This is a genomic window from Glutamicibacter sp. St.4D3 (genome assembly GCF_059728615.1).
This window is the reverse complement of sequence record NZ_AP039380.1, coordinates 2,697,623-2,713,346: the sequence shown is the minus strand read 5'-3', so window position 1 is coordinate 2,713,346 and position 15,724 is coordinate 2,697,623. Positions and strand designations below refer to the sequence as shown.

Genomic DNA, 15,724 nt, shown 5'->3' with positions numbered 1-15,724 from the left:
AAGAGTTATATCAATGCAAACGGCATCCGAAAAACATCGTTTCAGTTTCCAAGATGAAAGGTCTAAACCAGTCATGAGCCAGGAATTTCTCAAGGACTTTCACCAGGTGGCAACTATTGGAGCCACAGAGAATAACGGAGTCGATCGTCAAGCGGCTACATCTGAAGACAAGATGACGCGTGACTGGTTCGCGTTATTTGCAAGAAACGCCGGCTGGGAATTGAAGGTCGACAGTATTGGAAACATGTTCGCTCTCATTGAGCTAAGGGCGGGGGCACCATACATCCTTCTTGGGTCGCATCTTGATTCGCAGCCGTTGGGTGGCCGTTTTGACGGGGCGTATGGAGTGATCGCTGGTCTCCATGCAGCGAAGAAAATTCAAGAACGATGGAATCGAGAAGAAGGGAGACCGGCTTACAACATTGGGGTGGTCAACTGGTTCAACGAGGAAGGCGGGCGGTTCGCCCCCTCCATTATGGGATCGTCGGTCTTTTCGGGGTTGATGAATGAGCAGGAAATGCTCGAAGTGCAGGATCTAGACGGTGTTTCGGTGGCACAAGCTCTCTCGGACATCGGGTATTTGGGAACTGACGTGGGTCCTGAAGTTGCTGGATACGCAGAAATCCATATCGAACAGGGGCGAATTCTAGAGCGTGAGAACATCGCCATTGGTGCCGTTGACTACTCGTGGCACACGCAAAAACTAGACGTTGAAGTTCTAGGCGAACAATCCCATACAGGGGCAACAGCGATGGCTGACCGCCATGATGCCTTGGTGGCGGCCAGCAAAGTAGTTCTTAAAGTGCACGAAGTAGTGCAACGTTTTGAAGAGGAAAGCATTGTTTCTTCAGTAGGGCGTTTGGTACTTGAACCGAACTCGCCAATTGTTGTTGCTCGCAGGGTGCACTTGGTCGCGGATCTTCGAGCCGTCGATAAATTCACGGTTCTAGAAGCTAGACGAGTCCTACTGGAACAAATTGCTGAGATTGCCGAAGAACACGACATCAGGATCCTAGTGAATGACTTCGATATTCGTGAGATCCAGGAATATCCGGAGCCCGGAATCTCACTAACTGAACGTGTTTGTGCAGATCTAGGGCTCTCGGTCCGCCGTCTGCGAACTATGGCTGGTCACGACTCAGTCGCCATGAACAAGATCGCCCCCACGGTCATGATGTTCATTCCCTCTATTGATGGAGTCAGCCATTGCGAACGGGAATTCAGTACGGATCGCGACATGTGCGAGGGGTTGCGGGTTCTCACCGAGGTGGGATTCAGGATGTCCGCAGGCCAGCTAGTCGAGCGACCTGAGCTCGCAGGTGCAGCAGTACGGGAGCGGTGAGAAAAGTGGAAATCGCATTCTTAGATGCTATGGAACAGAGGCAGAAATTTCGTGATGGGGAATTGTCTCCAAGTGACGTTCTGCGAGCACAGTTGGAACGCATTGAGCGTCACAATGGTGGCGCGACTGGCATCAACGCGTTGACAGAATACTTCCCTGAGCAAGCGATGGAACAAGCTCGTCTGGCAGATGACCTTTATGCCCAGGCACGTAGGAGTACCGTCGATCTCCCTCCGCTACTAGGCATTACGGTTGCGACAAAGGAGAAGCACGCTTTAGCCGGACAAAGCATTACACAAGGTCTACAGTGCCAACGAGACGCTGTCGCGGTTGAGGATCACCCGATCGTGGAAAGACTCAAGAAAGCTGGCGCTATCATTCACGCTAGGACAACGAGTCCGGAGTTCAGCTGTGCAACCGTGACGCACTCACCCATGTGGGGCGTGACGCGCAATCCCTGGAATTTAACAAAATCGCCAGGGGGCTCATCAGGCGGAGCTGGGGCGGCGTTAGCAGCGGGATACACAACTTTGGCCACGGCTTCTGACATTGCCGGGTCTACCCGAATTCCCGCCGCTTTTACGGGCACGGTCGGGTATAAAGCCCCTTACGGGCGCGTCCCGGGCGCAGGGTTCCTCGCCTCTGACTGGTATCGAGGCGATGGCCCTATGGGGCGCACAGTATCGGATGTTTCCATGATGTCATCAGTAATTAGCGGACGGCATGTATCTGACGCGAATTCGTGGGGTTCGAACGGCGTAGCACCGCTCCCTCAACTCATCCCAGAAATACGGACGATTCGTTTTGGGGTGAGCCAAACCTTAGGTGCTTTTCCCGTGAGTCCCTCTGTCGCAGATGCTTTTCAACGCACGGTATCGATGTTGCGCGAGACTGGAGCCTCAGTAGTCGAAGTGGATTTACCTTGGACAACAGAACAAGTACGCGAAACGTTCTTTGCTCACTTCGGCCAAATTCTCGGTCCCGCAATGGCGCAGATCGTTGAAGGCACTACAGATGAGCGAGCGCCTTACACAGATAGGTTCATTGAGGAAGCACTTCTTGCGGGAGAGAAATACCAGTTGATCGATTCCTTAAGAATGGATTCGCAGCTAAACAACGAGCTCAACGCCGCCACCGCAATGGTAGATGTGTTGCTCTGTCCCACCAACGCTGTTGATTGGCTTGAAGCTGAGGGCCAGTATCTAAATGGCGTGACAGTTGCCGGGCAGACACTCGAACATTACTGGGAGGGGCACATGACAAGCCCATTTAATATCGCCAACCGCCGCCCTGCGATTAGTATCCCCGTTGGCGTTGGGGACGAAGGTGTGCCGATAGGACTGCAAATTGTCGGAGCTCCCTACGATGAAAGATCGGTATTTACTGCGGCATTTCATCTGGAAAGATTGATCAGTTTTGATGCTCAAGAACGTGACGGAATGTCACTGTCGCTTACGAGTCGCAGCTGAGATCCGTTGGAAACGGCAATTCAATCGCCAACGCGATGTTTCGGAAACCACCACGAATCTAGTAGCCGACAGCCAGTTACGTACCTTCGCGACCTTTGAAGTTAGGAATTACGGGTTTGGGTTCCAGTAGGTGTTGCGCTGCGGCTTTTGTTCCGGATCGATGTGCTTGGGCATGATCACGTAGGGCAGCCCGTCGATCACCACCACCTCGATCTGCCCGCTGTCCACCGCGTGGTGGTCGGAGTCGCAGAACGGCCCGATGTTGGCCAGCTCCGTTTTCCCACCGAGGTACCACGGTTTGATGTGGTGGAACTGCAGTTGGGAGGGTGGCGCGGTGCACCCGGGCACCAGGCAACATCGGTCCCGGGCCAACACCGCGCGCTGCAGCGAGAGCGGAACCAGGCGTTGGGTTCGCCCGTAGTCCAGCAGTTCGCTCTTGGCACCCAGCACGGCCGAAATGATGTTGGCCTGGCACAGCAGCCGCCTGAGTTCTCCTGGCGGTAGATCCAGCCCGTGGGCCGTTTGCGCGTGGGCCGAGGCCAGATCGCGCAGGTCCTGCAGCTGCAGGTAGACGACCGCTTCGGGGCGGATCGTCTTGCGTTGCCCGGTGCCGGTGGGGGAACTGGTGAGCAGGTCCATGATCGCGTTCAGCGCCCGTTCCGGTGGGGTGGGTTCCAGCCCCGGGGCCGCCGGTTCCCAGCGGGCCGAGTCATCCACGTCGTCCGGCAGGAAGTCCGGACGGTCAGCTGCCCCGGCGTTCGCCTGCTGTTCACCGACCTCACGCTCGGTGCTGCGGGCCGCCTGCCCGGCATTGGTGCGCGGGTTGTTGGCCTGGGCGATCGCCGATTCAAGCCGTTCGGCCTCCAGGATGGAGACGCGCAGCAGGTATTCGCGCACCAACGGGTTGTTCGTGGGCAGCCGGAACAGGCCGCGGCGCAGAGCAGCGGGGGAGCTGTTCTGCGGGTTTGCGGCGGCGCGGCCGATTAGCGTGCGCACCAGCTGGTCGGTTTCCCGTGGGGTGTGCCCCCGGCGCAGAACCTCGGCGGCGTGTTCCTCGATGCTGCGCCCGTCCTCGTGGGTCAGCGTCGGGGCGCTGCTGGCACCCTCGAAACTGGTGTCCTTCGGTTCGTGGCGGGAGAGCTTGCCGCTGGTTTCCCGCACCTGCTGCGGGTCCTGGCCGGGGTCGTTGAACAGTTGGCCCAGGTGGCTGAAGCGCGGGGGCAGCTGGTTGCCCGACGGGTCGCGGCGGGCGATCAGGTCGGCGGCATCCAGCACCATCTTGTTGGCCTGGGAGTAGGGGATGCGCAGCCAGGCGGCCAGCAGTTCGGCGGTGTTCTTGAACGATGCCCGGCCCTTGCACTGGCGGGCCGGGCGAGTCGTATCCGCGGGGGTGGTGCGCAGCTGTTCGTATTCGGCCGGATCCAGCAGGTGGGCGTTGGTGGCCGCGAGCCGGTCGGCGGCGGCCAGGGACATGCGCGTGGCCTCATTTTGCAGTTCCCGGGCCGCGGTGGCCAGCTCCAGGGCCAGCCGGGGATCCGTGGTGGCGGCCAGCGCCTCCCGCAGGGAGCTGAGCAGCTGGCGGCCGTGGGTGAGCAGGGAACGCAGCAGCGTCCCGTCGTTTTCGGGCACCACCGGGGAGGCGTTGCCGGTGGCTTGTGCCAGCACCCGCTGCATCCCGTTCAGGCTCGCGGCCAGTTCCGTGGTGGTCATGTCCCCAGTGTGCCCCGCCGGCCAGCGGGCGCCGATGGGGGGCTAGGGTTTTGTGGATAACCCGCGGCGCGCGGCCACCGCGTCGGCGGCGGCCGCCAACCAGGCCGGCAGCACGTAGCGGGCAACCCCGAGCAGCACGAAGAGCGTGGTGGTGGCCCGTTCGGAGTTGCTGGCCGCCAGCATCGCCCAGCTCAGCAGCAGGCTGGCGGCGAACCCGGTCAGCCAGCCGGCCAGTTGGCGGGTGCGGAAGATGAACCAGCCGGTGAGCAGCAGCAGCGGGAAGAGGAACCCGCAGAAGCCCAGGTAGCCGGCGTACTGCCCGGTCAGGTCGAAGGCGCGGGCCAGGAACCAGTCCCCGTATTCGATGTGGCCAAGCACCGGAGCCTTGAGCAGCGCGTCGAGCACCAGGAACCCCAGGATCAACCCGAGCCCCCAGGCCTTGGCGGTGCGTGGGGCCGGCAGCAGCCAGCAGGCGCCGAGCACGACCAGGCGCACCGCCCACAGGCTCACCACCAGCAGGCCGCTGCCGCCGAAGGAGAGGTGAACCAGGCTGAGCATGCTGTTGGCGATCAGCCCGGCCAGCAGCACCAGCCAGATCAGGATGTGCTTGGCGGGCAGGTCCACGCGTCGGGTGGTAGGGCTCACGGGCCGTCGGCTCCTTGGTTCTGGGCGGGATCGGGAAATTCTCCACCGAACAGCCTAGCGCCCGTGGCTGTGCCGGTGCTGGGTGCAGGCGTTGGGTGCAGGCGTTGGGTTTGGCCCTGCCCGGGACGGGCTACTCCTCGAGCTTCAGCGCCTTGCGCAGGGTCAGCGCCCCGCCGGTGTGCATCACCGCGCGGCGGTAGATCCTCTCCGCGAACACCAACACCACCCAGCAGAACGCGAGCGCCACCAGCAGTGAGAGCACCGGCTCGAACCAGGGCACCTGCCCGGTCAGCAGCCTGATGGGCATGGCCACGGAGGAGACGATCGGCACGTAGGAGGCGATCACCAGCACCGTACCCTTGGCGTAGAGGCCGATGAACAGGATGCCGATCAGCACCGTGACCACCGGCCCGGAGGACTGTTGCAGGTCCTCGGTGCGGGTGGCCAGGGCACCCAGCGCGGCCCAGCATCCGGCCAGCACCAGGAACCCGGCCAGGAAGAACACGACGAACCAGGTCGCCACCTGGAAGACGACGCCCAGGAACGGGATCTCAATGGGGGCCAGCCAGGCGGCCAGCAGCCCCACGCCGAGGAACAACAGCAGCTGGCCCAGGGCCAGGATGACGTTGCCGATGATCTTCCCGGCCAGCAGTTCGCGCAGCCGGATCGTGCTGGCCAGGATCTCCACCACCCGGTTCTGCTTCTCCTCGATCACGGAGTTGGCGATCGGCATCCCGAAGATCAGTGCGGCCATGTAGAACAGGAAGGAGAAGACGAACGCCATGGCCTGGATCATCGAGTTGCGTTCGGCGTCCCCCTGCAGCAGGGTGACGCTCAGCGCCGTGTCCGCCGGCAGCTGCCCCGGATCGATGCCGGCACTGCTGAGCAGCTCGGCGGTCAGCACCTGCTCGACGGAGGTGTCCAGCAGGCTGCGCAGCTTGGCGGGCACCTCTTCGCCACCGGTGAGCGTGAACTTCCCGGGGCCGGTGGAGTGCAGCACCGCGTCCAGGGTGCCGGCCTCCAGCTGTTGGCGGGCCTGGTCGTCGGGCAGGTTCTGCACCGAGAGGTCCACATCCTGCGGCTGGGTCTGCTGGGCGTGCTCCAGCACCCGCAGGCTGGGCTGGTCGGCGCCGGCCACCGTGTAGGTGCTGGTGCGGTTGGCCAGGAACCCGGAGAGCGCGATGGAGCCGACGATCAGCCCGACCGTGATCAGGGTGGAGATGATGAACGCCTTGTCGCGGACCTTGGTCTCGACTTCGCGCAAGGTCACGGTCAGCCAGGCGGGGGTGGTGCTCATCGGATGATCTCCCGGTAGATGTCGGCCAGGGTGGGGCGGTGGGTGGCGAATTCGTGGACGGCGCCGCGGCGCATCGCCTCGGCGAGCACCTGCTGGGCCAGCTGGGGGTCGGCGAAGCTGACCAGCGCCTCGGGCCCGGAAACATCCAGGGCGGTGACCCCGGGGTGCTCGCGCAGCCAGCCGGCGTCGTGCTCCAGCACCAGCCGGTGCTTGTCGGTGTGGCGCCGGCGCAGGGCCCCGGCCGCGTCGTTGGCCAGGATGCGTCCGTCCTGGATGATGACCAGGTGGTCGACGAGGTTTTCCAGCAGGTCCAGCTGGTGGCTGGAGAACAGGATCGGCACTCCGCGATTGGCGTAGTCGCGCAGAATGGAGCTCATCGCGTCCACCGCCAGCGGGTCCAGGCCGCTGAACGGTTCGTCGAGCACCAGCACCTGCGGTTCGTGCAGCAGCGCGGCGGTGACCTGCACGCGCTGCTGGTTGCCCAGGGACAGGGATTCGAGCTTGGCCCGGGCCCGTTCGGCCAGGCCGAAGCGTTCCAGCAGTTCCATGGCCCGCTGCCGGGCGGTGGAGCGGGTCAGGCCGTGCAGGGAGCCGAGGTATACCAGCTGGTCGATGACCGGCTGCTTCGGGTAGAGACCGCGCTCCTCGGGCATGTAGCCAAAGCCGCGGCGGGTGCCTGCGCCCAGATCGCCGCCGTTGAGCCGGACCGTGCCGTGGTGGGCGGCCAGCAGCCCCATGATGATGCGCATCGTGGTGGTCTTCCCGGCCCCGTTCGCGCCGACGAAGCCGGTCAGGGAACCGGCGGGCACCTGGAAGCTGACATCGTGCAGCACCTGGTGCTCGGCGAAGGACCGGCTGATGTTTCGCAGTTCAAGCACGTGGGCTCCTTGGCTGGGTTCCGCGCCGTGCGGGCGGGGTGGGGGTTCTGCCCTCCAGCCTAGGTGGGCTTTGGCCGGTACGGCTCACGCGCAGGGATGAAACTATTGGATGAGGCCGGCGCGGTGGGCGAAGAGCACCGCCTGGACCCGGTCGCGCAGCCCGGCCTTGGCCAGCAGGTTGGACAGGTGGGTTTTCACCGTGGCCTCGCTCAGCCCGAGCTGGGCGGCGATTTCCTGGTTGTTCTGCCCGCCGGCCAGGGCGCGCAGCACCTGGGTTTCGCGTTCGGTCAGCCGCTGCAGCACCGCCTGCTCCGCAACCGGGCGGGACGCGGCGGTGCCGCCGCCGTCGGCGGGGTGCGCGCCGGGGCCGGTGGGCGGGACCGGGTCGGGGTGGGCGGCGGGGTGCAGCCGGTGGCGGATCAGCTTCAGCGTGACCTCCGGGGCCAGCAGCCCGTGCCCGGCCGCGACCTGGTGCACCGCGTGGATGAGCATTTCCGGTTCGGCGTTCTTCAGCAGGAACCCGCTGGCGCCGGCCTGCAGTGCGTCGAACAGGTAGTCGTCGCGGTTGAAGGTGGTCAGCACGATGATCTTGGCGCCGGTCTGGCCGGCCAGCTGGGCGGTGGCGGCGATCCCGTCGAGTTCTGGCATCTGGATGTCCATGAGCACCACGTCCGGGTCCAGGGCGGTGGCGGTGTTGATCGCCTGGCGCCCGGTGCCGGCGGTGCCCACCACGCTGATCCCCGGGTCGGTTTCCAGGATCAGCTGCAGGCTGGAGACGATCAGGGGCTGGTCATCGGCGATCACCACGCGGATAGCAGGCATGCCTTCAGCCTACTGCCGCGCCGGGCCGGCGCCCGGATCCGTGACGGGTCCGCCGCCGGGCACCGCACCGGGGGAAGCGGCCGCGCCGGTCGCCGGATCGGCGGGGGCCTGGACCCGAAGCCGGGCGCGGGTGCGCCAGCCGCGTTCGGCGCGCGGCCCGATCTCCACCTGCCCGTGGTGCAGGCCGGCCCGTTCCCGGATGCCGCGCAGCCCAAACCCGGATCCGGCGGTGCCCGGGCGCGCGGTGCCCGCATCGGTGGTTTCGGTTTCCACCCAGTCCCCGTGCGCGTCGCGGCCCGAACGCAGGCTGAGCCGGGCGGTGCGGGCGGTGGAGTGCTGGCGCACGTTGGACAGGGCCTCGCTGCTGATTCGGTACAGGGCCAGGGACAGGCCCTGGGGCAGCGTGGCAAGGAAGCCCGGGCGGTGTTCGGCGACGCTCAGCTGCACCTGCAGCCCCAGCCCGGCGTTGTGGGTGATCAGCTTCTCCAGCTGCCCTAGGGAGGGTTCGGGGTGGCGGGTATCGCCCAGTTCCGGGCTCTGGGCCTGAGCCTGGGTGTGGTGGGCGGGGTCGCGCAGCACCCCCAGCAGGGCGCGGGTTTCGCTGACGGCGCTGCGGGCGGAGGATTCGATGCCGCGCAGCAGCTCGGTGGCGCGCTGCGGGTCGCGGTCCTGCACCAGCCGGGCCGCGGAGGCCTGCACTCCCACCGAGGAGATGTGGTGGGCGATGACGTCGTGCAGTTCCCGGGCGATGCGCAGCCGTTCCTCGCTGACCGCCCGGGCGGCCAGTTCCTCGGCCTGCGCGGCGATGCGGGCCGCCTGTTCGCCGACCACCTGGTTCGCGTAGGCGTTGGACCAGCTGATCAGCCCCAGGAAGATGGCCCCGCCGAAGTAGAGCAGGTTGATCAGGAAGGTGTACAGCGGCAGTGCCCCCAGCGGGTCGAACGCCCCGGCGGGGTCCTCGACCAGGGTCCGGCCGGTGGCGGTGGCCAGGTCGGAGGTGAAGAAGGAGAGCACGAGCCACAGCGCCATGGCCAGCAGCACCACGGCCAGCGCGGTCCACAGCGCGCGGCGGTTGCGGGCCCAGGCGACGGCCGTGTAGATCGCCAGGAAGTAGGCCAGCTGGGCGCACAGCTGCATGGCCACGATCGCACTGTCCCCGACCCCGGCGAGCATGAACACGGCCGAGGAACTGAGCATGACGAGGATCGGCCAGCGCCGGCGCACCAGCAGGGGCGCCACCAGTCCGGCGATGACCAGGTAGGCGATGGTGCGGCTGACCGCGTCCTCGCGTTCGCTGAGGGACTGGACCAGTTCCTGCATGAACAGCGCCAGCACCAGGAACCCCAAGCCGGCCCACACATCGCGGCGCAGGGAGGCCGGCGCGGGGGCCGGGCGTTCCCATTCGGCCGGGGGCAGGGAGGGCAGCAGGAGGTGCACGTAATCGGCGAGTCGGGCCATGGCCTTCTCCTGGGGCAGCATCCGGCGGGGGTGCTTCGCACTTTACCCGGTGTCCGGGCGGGGGCGGATGCGCCGGGAGGATTACGCCAAAGGTCGTGCCCGGCGGTGGCGGGGGTGGAAGATATTGTTACCCGGCGGTAATGTGACCGTATGCACATGATCTTCCGTATCCTCATCCTGCTGTTCAGCAGCCGTCGTCGACCGAAGCTGAGCATGCTGGATGCCGGCAGCGTGCCGATGCGCGCCACCCTGACCGACATCGACTTCGCCGGGCACATCAACAACGGCATGTACTTCTCGATCTTCGACCTGGGCCGCTTTGATTTGATGTTCCGCTCCGGGATGTGGGCGGCGCTGCGCCGGAACAAGTGGACCCCGGTGGTGCAGGCGGAGATGATCACCTTCCGCAAGTCGGTGAAGTTCGGGGTGAAGTTCACCCAGGAGACCCAGGTGCTGGGAGCCGATGAGAAGTGCATCTACTTTGAACAGCGCATCGTGGTCGACGGGGAGATCTATGCCCGCGGCTACATCGCTACCCGACTGGTCTCCAAGTCCGGTCCGGTGCCCAATGAGCAGATCTTCGCCGCCGCCGGGGTGAGCATGCCCGATGACCGGCAGGTCCCGGCCTGGATCACCCAGTGGCGTGAGGACAGCTCCCTGCCCTCGGCCCGCCGCCCGGCCCCGCACAGCTGGGTGGGCTAAGCCGGCGCGGATCATCTGGCCGTTTGGCGGGCCACGGCCGGGTCAGGCCCCGTTCGGTGAGTCCGCGGCGGGGGCGCCGGCGTCGTGCCGGCCGTGGGCGGCGTGCAGGAAGCGGGCGATCAGCTGCGGGTCCTTGACTCCGCGGGAGGACTCCACCCCGGAGGAGACATCGGCCCCCGCCGCCCCGGAGGCGGCCAGCGCCGCGGCCACGTTGCGCGGATCCAGGCCCCCGGCCACCAGCCAGCGCCGCCCGGCCGCGGCCTCGCGCACCAGCGAGTAGTCCCACGCCGCACCGCTGCCGGGCACGGCGGCGTCGATCAGCAGCAGCTGCTCGCCCCAGTCCTCGAACACCTGCGGCGGGTCATCCATCCGCACCGCGCGGATCACCTGGAAGCCGGCGGAGCGCACCTGGCGCACCTCGGCGGCGGTGCGCTGCCCATGCAGCTGGATCCACCCCACCCCGGCCGCCCGCGCCCGGTCGATCGCGGTGTCCACGTCCTCGTGGCGCACCACCGCCACGCTGGCCACCGATTCGGGCACCGCGGCCACCAGTTCGGCCGCCCGCTGCAGGCTGATGCGCCGCGGCGAATCGGTGAGCACAAAGCCCAGCGCCGCGGCCCCGTGCTCGATGGCCACCGCCACATCGGCGGCGGTGGACAACCCGCAGATCTTCACCCACGGGCCGGGCACCGCCGGGGTTTCGCTGGGCGCGCTCACCGGGCGGCCTGCCGTCCCACCGGCACGGACTGCTCCAGGTGCCCCGGGCGGTAGCCGCCGGGGGAGTTGGCGCGGATGCGCACCAGGGTGCGGGCGTGCTCCCACAGCGCCCGGTCCTCCGCGGAGCGCGGCACCCAGGGGGTCACCGGCACCGCGGTTCCGGTCGCGTCGCGCGCCACCATCACCGTCAGGCAGTAGGTGGTCAGGTTCAGCTGCCCGCCCTTGGGGTCCCCGGAGCGCACATGCACCGCAATGTGCATGCCCTTCACCCCGGTGTAGACCAGGCGGGCCTCGACCTCCACCAGGTCCCCGATGCGCAGCGGCCGGTAGAAGCGGATCCCGCCGGAGAACACCGCGACGGTGTCCTGCCCGCAGTACCGCGAGGCGCACAGCGCCGCGGCGGTGTCGATCCACTTCATCACGATCCCGCCGTGCACCATCCCGCCCCAGTTCACGTCCGTCGGCTCGGCCAGGAAGCGCAGCGTAATGCGTTCGGCGGTGCCGGCCTGCGTGTAGCTTTGGCCCTTCATTTCCTCCACGATGGCGTCGCGGATCCCGATCCGGGCCAGCGCGTCGTCCCGGCGCCGGGTCTGCAGCTCGGTGCGTGGGGTGAAGCTGGGCACCGGGCGCGGCTTGCCGTGCTCGTCCACGGCCACGAAGATCACCAGGCAGGTGGTGGAGGTGCCGGTGCGCTCGCCGCGCGGGTCGCGGAAGGAGACCTCGGTGTGCACGTGCATGGAGGAGGTGCCGGTGTAGACGATGCTGGCGGTGACCTCCACCAAATCCCCGCTGCCCACCGGGTCGGAGAAGTGGATGTTGCCCACGTACGCGGTGACGCAGTAGCTGGCGGCCCAGCCCACGGCCGCGGCGTACGCGGCCTTGTCCACCCACTCCAGCACGGTGCCGGCCTCGACGGTGCCGGACAGGCCCACATCCATGGGCGCGGCCAGGAAGCGCAGGGTGATCTGGTGGGGGCGGGGTGCTTCGCCGGAGGTTTCCATGCTCCAAGTGTGGTGTACCGCCGCGCGCGGGCGCAATTGGATGACGCCCGGCGCCCGGCTGCTGGACCGCCGCGGCGCCCGGCCCGGGGACGCTGGCGTGACGGCCTACGATGGGAGGGTGCGTAAGGATTTGGCGGGAACTTCTTCACCCACCGGGATCGTGGTGGGGCTTTCGGTGCTTTCCGGCGCGGCCACGGCCTGGCTGGCCGTGCTGCTGGGCGCGGCGGTGGACGCGGCGTTGGACGCCCCGGCCGGCGGGGCCGCGGCGCCGGCGCTGCCCGGGTCCTGGTTCATGATGGCCGGAACCGCGCTGGTGCTGGCGGTGGCCGGAACCCTGCTGGTGCCGGTGGTCATCGACCGGGCCAGCGAGCGGATGCTGGAGGGCACCCGGCGCCAGCTGCTGGAGCACTACCTGGCGATCGGGCCGCTGGGGCTGCGCCGGCGCGGGCAGGGGGAGCGGGTTAACACGGCGATGGACGCGGTGGACCGCAAGGTGCGCTTCCGGGCCGGGTTCACCGGGCCGGCGCTGGCGGCGGTGATCACCCCGTTCGTGGTGCTTGGTTGTGTGGCGCTCGCCCTGGACCCGCTGTGCGCCGCGGTCCTGGGGGTGCTGTTGCTGTTGGTGCCGCTGCTGGTGTTCGGGTTCGGTCGGCTGTTCCGGGCATCCTCCGGCCAGTACCGGCGCTCGCAGGGGATTTTGGCGGCCGTGTTCATGGATGCGCTGCGCAACCTGGGGATGCTGAAGCTGAACAACGCCAGCTTGTGGATGGGGGCGAAGGTCGCCGCCGCGGCGGAGGCGGTGCGGGTGCAGGTGATGCGCCTGCTGGCGCGCAACCAACTGCTGCTGCTGGTGATCGACGCGAGTTTCGCCCTGCTGCTGCTGGCCGCGGCGGCGGGTCTGGCCTGGTGGCGGGTGGGCGCCGGGGTGCTCAGCCCCGGACAGGGCACCGCGCTGGTGCTGCTCAGCTTCCTGATGCTGGCCCCGGTGAACTACGTGGGCAGCTTCTTCTACATCGGCATGACCGGGCGGGCGGCGCAGGAGAAGATCGCCGAGGCGCTGGCCGAACCGGCGCACCCGGCGATGCTGCACCCGGTGCCGGTGGACCTGGCCGCCAGCGGGCTGCAGCTGCAGGACCTGGCCGCCGGGTATGAGCGCAACCCGCAGGCGATCCGCGCCGTGAACCTCAGCTTCCCGCCCGGTTCACGCACCGCGGTGATCGGCGCGTCGGGCAGCGGCAAGTCCACGCTGTTGCGGGTGTTGAGCGGGCAGCTGGAGACCAACGCCGGCATCGTGCATGATGCCCGCCAGGCGCTGGGCCCGGCCACGCTGCGGCTGAACACCGCGGTGGTTGAACAGCAGGCGGCGCTGTTTGCGATGAGCCTGCGCGATAACCTGCTCCTGGCCGACCCGGGCGCCGAGGACGAACAGCTGGTGCGGCTGCTGCGCCAGGTGGGGCTCGGGCCCTGGTTTGACGCGCTGGACGAGGGGCTGGACCTGCAGCTGGGGGAGGCCGGGGCGCGGCTCTCCGGCGGGCAGGGCCAGCGCCTGGCGATCGCCCGCGCCCTGCTGGCCGAGCGTCCGGTGCTGCTGCTCGATGAGCCGACCAGCGCCCTGGACGTGCACACCGAACAGCAGGTGCTGCAGCTGCTGCGCACCGCCGGGCAGGGGCGCACCGTGATCACGGTGACCCACCGGCTTTCCCTGCTGGCGGACTACGACCGGGTGGTGGTGATGCACGACGGGCAGGTGGTGCAGGCCGGGCGGCGTGAGGATTTGATGCAGGACACCGGCGGCTACCTGTACCGGGTGATGGGCCAGTACCGGCAGCGGGCCGGGGAAGCGAAAGGGGCACGATGAGCGCCGAACACCACCAGGCCCCCGCACGTGGGCAGCGCCCGCACGCCACGGCCGGCGCGGTGCGCTGGATCCTGGCCAGCACGCGGGACATCATCGCCCCGCTGCTGCTGGCCAGCGTGTTGGCCTGCCTGACCCGGCTGGTGGCCCTGGCCATCTACTATGTGGCCGGACTCGGCCTCATCCGGGCCAGCGGGCTGGCGCTGGCGCTGCCCGGGTCCGCGGCCGGCTACGGGGTGCTGGCCGGCTGGCTGATCGCCCTGGCCCTGGCCAAGGGGGTGCTGCGCTACGCGGAGCAGTACGTGGGGCACAAGGTCGCGTTCCTGGCGCTGGCCCGGCTGCGCACTCAGGTCTACGCGGACTATGAACGCCAGGCCCCGTTCGCCTCCGGCGCGCACAGCGGCAGCATGCTGCAGCGGGCGGTGCGCGACATCGACCGGGTGGAGGTCTTCTTCGCCCACACCCTGCCCCCGGCCGTGGCCGCGCTGGTGACCAGCGTGCTGGTCGCCGTGCTGGTCGGCTTCGGGGTGGACGGGCCCAGCGGTCTGATCCTGCTCGGCGGCTACCTGGTGCTGGGGCTGCTGGTTCCGTGGCTCGGGCTGGGCAGCCTGCGCCGCGCGGCGGGAGCCGAAGCCACGGCCCGGGCCCGCACCTCCCGCGCCATCGGCGACACGCTTTCCGGGGCCGAAGCGGTGTTCAGCCTGGACGCGCAGGCGGCGATGACCGCCCGGCTGGGCCGCGCCTGCCGGCTGCCCGGCGGGGTGCGCCGGGCCTCCTGGGTGCGCGGGCTGCGGGCCAGCGCGGTCGCGGTGGTGCCGTGGCTGGCCGTGCTGGGTGTGGCGGTCGCCGGGCTCGGCCGGGTGCCGGGCGGGGAACTGATCCTGCTGCTGGTGCTCACCGTCCCCTCCTTTGAGGCGGTGCGCGGCGTGGAGGGGTTCGTCGGCTCGCTGCAGGAATCGCTGCACAGCATCCGCACCCTGTACGCCAACCACCTGGCCGAACCGCCGGTGGCCGAACCGGGCGCCGCCCGCGCCCTGGGCGCCGCGGGTGACGGACTGCAGGTGCAGGACCTGAGCGTCCAGCGCCAGGGCCGCACCGTGCTGCGCGCACTGGACCTGGAACTGGGCCGCGGGGAACGGGTGGCGTTGGTGGGCGAATCCGGGTCGGGCAAATCCACGCTGGCCGCCGCGCTGCTGCGCGCCGTCGACTCGCACGGCACCGTGCTCCTGGACGGGGTGCCGATCGACGAGCTGACGCTGAGCGATCTGCGCACCGCGCTGGTGCTGGTGGCGCAGGACGACTCGCTGGTGCGCGGGACCCTGCGCGAAAACCTCACCCTGGGACGCACCGGGATGACCGATGCGACGCTGGCCGGCGTGCTGCAGGAGCTGGGGCTCGGCCAGTGGTTCGCCGCCCAGCGTGAGGGGCTTGACACCCGGCTGGGGGAGCGCGGATCGCGGATCTCCGGCGGGCAGCGCCAGCGTCTGGTGCTGGCCCGGGCGCTGCTGCGCGAACCGCAGTTCCTGATCCTCGACGAGGCCACCAGCGCACTGGACACGCACACCGAAACCCTGGTGATGCAGGCCCTGGCACGCCGCGTGGATGCGGGCATGGGGCTGCTGATGATCAGCCACAAGCTCGGTGTGCTGCAGGATTTCGCCGAAGTGATCGTGCTCGCCGACGGGGAAGTCGTCGAGCGGGGCAGCGCCGCCGCCCTGCTGGACCGCCCCGACTCGCTCTTCGCCAGGATGCGTCGGCGCGAACTGGCCAGCATCGAGGACGGGGTGTAAAACCCGAAGCTGGGAGCTGCCAGATCACTGGGAAGAGC

Annotated in this window: 13 protein-coding genes; 5 read left to right on the top strand and 8 right to left on the bottom strand. The window is 67.8% G+C overall.

Translation table 11 applies throughout. From position 1 onward, the window contains the following. The first annotated feature begins 13 nt into the window (after positions 1 to 13). Both AC6I21_RS12510 and AC6I21_RS12505 read left to right on the top strand, forming a co-directional pair. The gene (locus AC6I21_RS12510; protein WP_497762509.1) at positions 14 to 1,342 is read left to right on the top strand and encodes a M20 family metallo-hydrolase; all 1,329 of its coding nucleotides are present in this window, start codon (positions 14 to 16) and stop codon (positions 1,340 to 1,342) included. A 29-nt stretch (positions 1,343 to 1,371) separates the two neighbouring features. Beyond that, positions 1,372 to 2,811, top strand: a complete 1,440-nt coding sequence (locus AC6I21_RS12505) for an amidase (RefSeq protein ID WP_497763423.1) — start codon at positions 1,372 to 1,374, stop codon at positions 2,809 to 2,811. A 108-nt stretch (positions 2,812 to 2,919) separates the two neighbouring features. Here AC6I21_RS12505 and AC6I21_RS12500 read toward each other — a convergent pair whose 3' ends face one another. The 6 genes from AC6I21_RS12500 to AC6I21_RS12475 all read right to left on the bottom strand — a co-directional run bounded on the left by AC6I21_RS12500 (position 2,920) and on the right by AC6I21_RS12475 (position 9,621). Then, positions 2,920 to 4,521 carry an HNH endonuclease signature motif containing protein gene (locus AC6I21_RS12500; protein ID WP_497762508.1) on the bottom strand — a complete coding sequence of 534 codons (1,602 nt, stop codon included), beginning with the start codon at positions 4,519 to 4,521 and terminating at the stop codon, positions 2,920 to 2,922. Between the two features lie 42 nt (positions 4,522 to 4,563). Next, complete coding sequence (locus AC6I21_RS12495; protein WP_497762507.1) at positions 4,564 to 5,166, bottom strand: hypothetical protein; 603 nt, start codon at positions 5,164 to 5,166, stop codon at positions 4,564 to 4,566. Positions 5,167 to 5,296: 130 nt separating this feature from the next. Beyond that, the gene (locus tag AC6I21_RS12490; RefSeq protein WP_421014420.1) at positions 5,297 to 6,463 is read right to left on the bottom strand and encodes an ABC transporter permease; all 1,167 of its coding nucleotides are present in this window, start codon (positions 6,461 to 6,463) and stop codon (positions 5,297 to 5,299) included. Beyond that, entirely contained in the window at positions 6,460 to 7,341 is an 882-nt protein-coding gene (locus AC6I21_RS12485) for an ABC transporter ATP-binding protein (RefSeq protein WP_497762506.1), read from the bottom strand. Before AC6I21_RS12485 ends, AC6I21_RS12490 begins: the two co-directional genes overlap by 4 nt. A 102-nt stretch (positions 7,342 to 7,443) precedes the next feature. Then, positions 7,444 to 8,163: a response regulator gene (locus tag AC6I21_RS12480; RefSeq protein WP_497762505.1), complete on the bottom strand. Its 720-nt coding sequence runs from the start codon at positions 8,161 to 8,163 to the stop codon at positions 7,444 to 7,446. A 9-nt stretch (positions 8,164 to 8,172) separates the two neighbouring features. Next, on the bottom strand, positions 8,173 to 9,621 hold the full coding sequence (locus AC6I21_RS12475) for a sensor histidine kinase (RefSeq protein WP_497762504.1): 1,449 nt from the start codon (positions 9,619 to 9,621) through the stop codon (positions 8,173 to 8,175). Between the two features lie 150 nt (positions 9,622 to 9,771). On the opposite strand from AC6I21_RS12475, the gene AC6I21_RS12470 reads away from it, so the two are divergent. Then, positions 9,772 to 10,323: a thioesterase family protein gene (locus tag AC6I21_RS12470; RefSeq protein WP_497762503.1), complete on the top strand. Its 552-nt coding sequence runs from the start codon at positions 9,772 to 9,774 to the stop codon at positions 10,321 to 10,323. 42 nt (positions 10,324 to 10,365) lie between these two features. Here the strand turns inward: AC6I21_RS12470 and AC6I21_RS12465 are convergent, their stop codons facing one another. Next, entirely contained in the window at positions 10,366 to 11,040 is a 675-nt protein-coding gene (locus tag AC6I21_RS12465; RefSeq protein WP_497762502.1) for a phosphoribosylanthranilate isomerase, read from the bottom strand. Then, complete coding sequence (locus AC6I21_RS12460; protein WP_497762501.1) at positions 11,037 to 12,041, bottom strand: acyl-CoA thioesterase; 1,005 nt, start codon at positions 12,039 to 12,041, stop codon at positions 11,037 to 11,039. Before AC6I21_RS12460 ends, AC6I21_RS12465 begins: the two co-directional genes overlap by 4 nt. Positions 12,042 to 12,081: 40 nt before the next feature. Here AC6I21_RS12460 and AC6I21_RS12455 point away from each other — a divergent pair, with 40 nt between their 5' ends. Together AC6I21_RS12455 and AC6I21_RS12450 are read left to right on the top strand one after the other, a co-directional pair. Further along, positions 12,082 to 13,899 (top strand): ATP-binding cassette domain-containing protein, encoded by a 1,818-nt coding sequence (locus tag AC6I21_RS12455; RefSeq protein ID WP_497762500.1) that lies wholly within the window; start codon positions 12,082 to 12,084, stop codon positions 13,897 to 13,899. Then, positions 13,896 to 15,686, top strand: coding sequence for an amino acid ABC transporter ATP-binding/permease protein (locus tag AC6I21_RS12450; protein ID WP_497762499.1), 1,791 nt, complete (start codon positions 13,896 to 13,898; stop codon positions 15,684 to 15,686). Before AC6I21_RS12455 ends, AC6I21_RS12450 begins: the two co-directional genes overlap by 4 nt. Positions 15,687 to 15,724 lie beyond the last annotated feature (38 nt).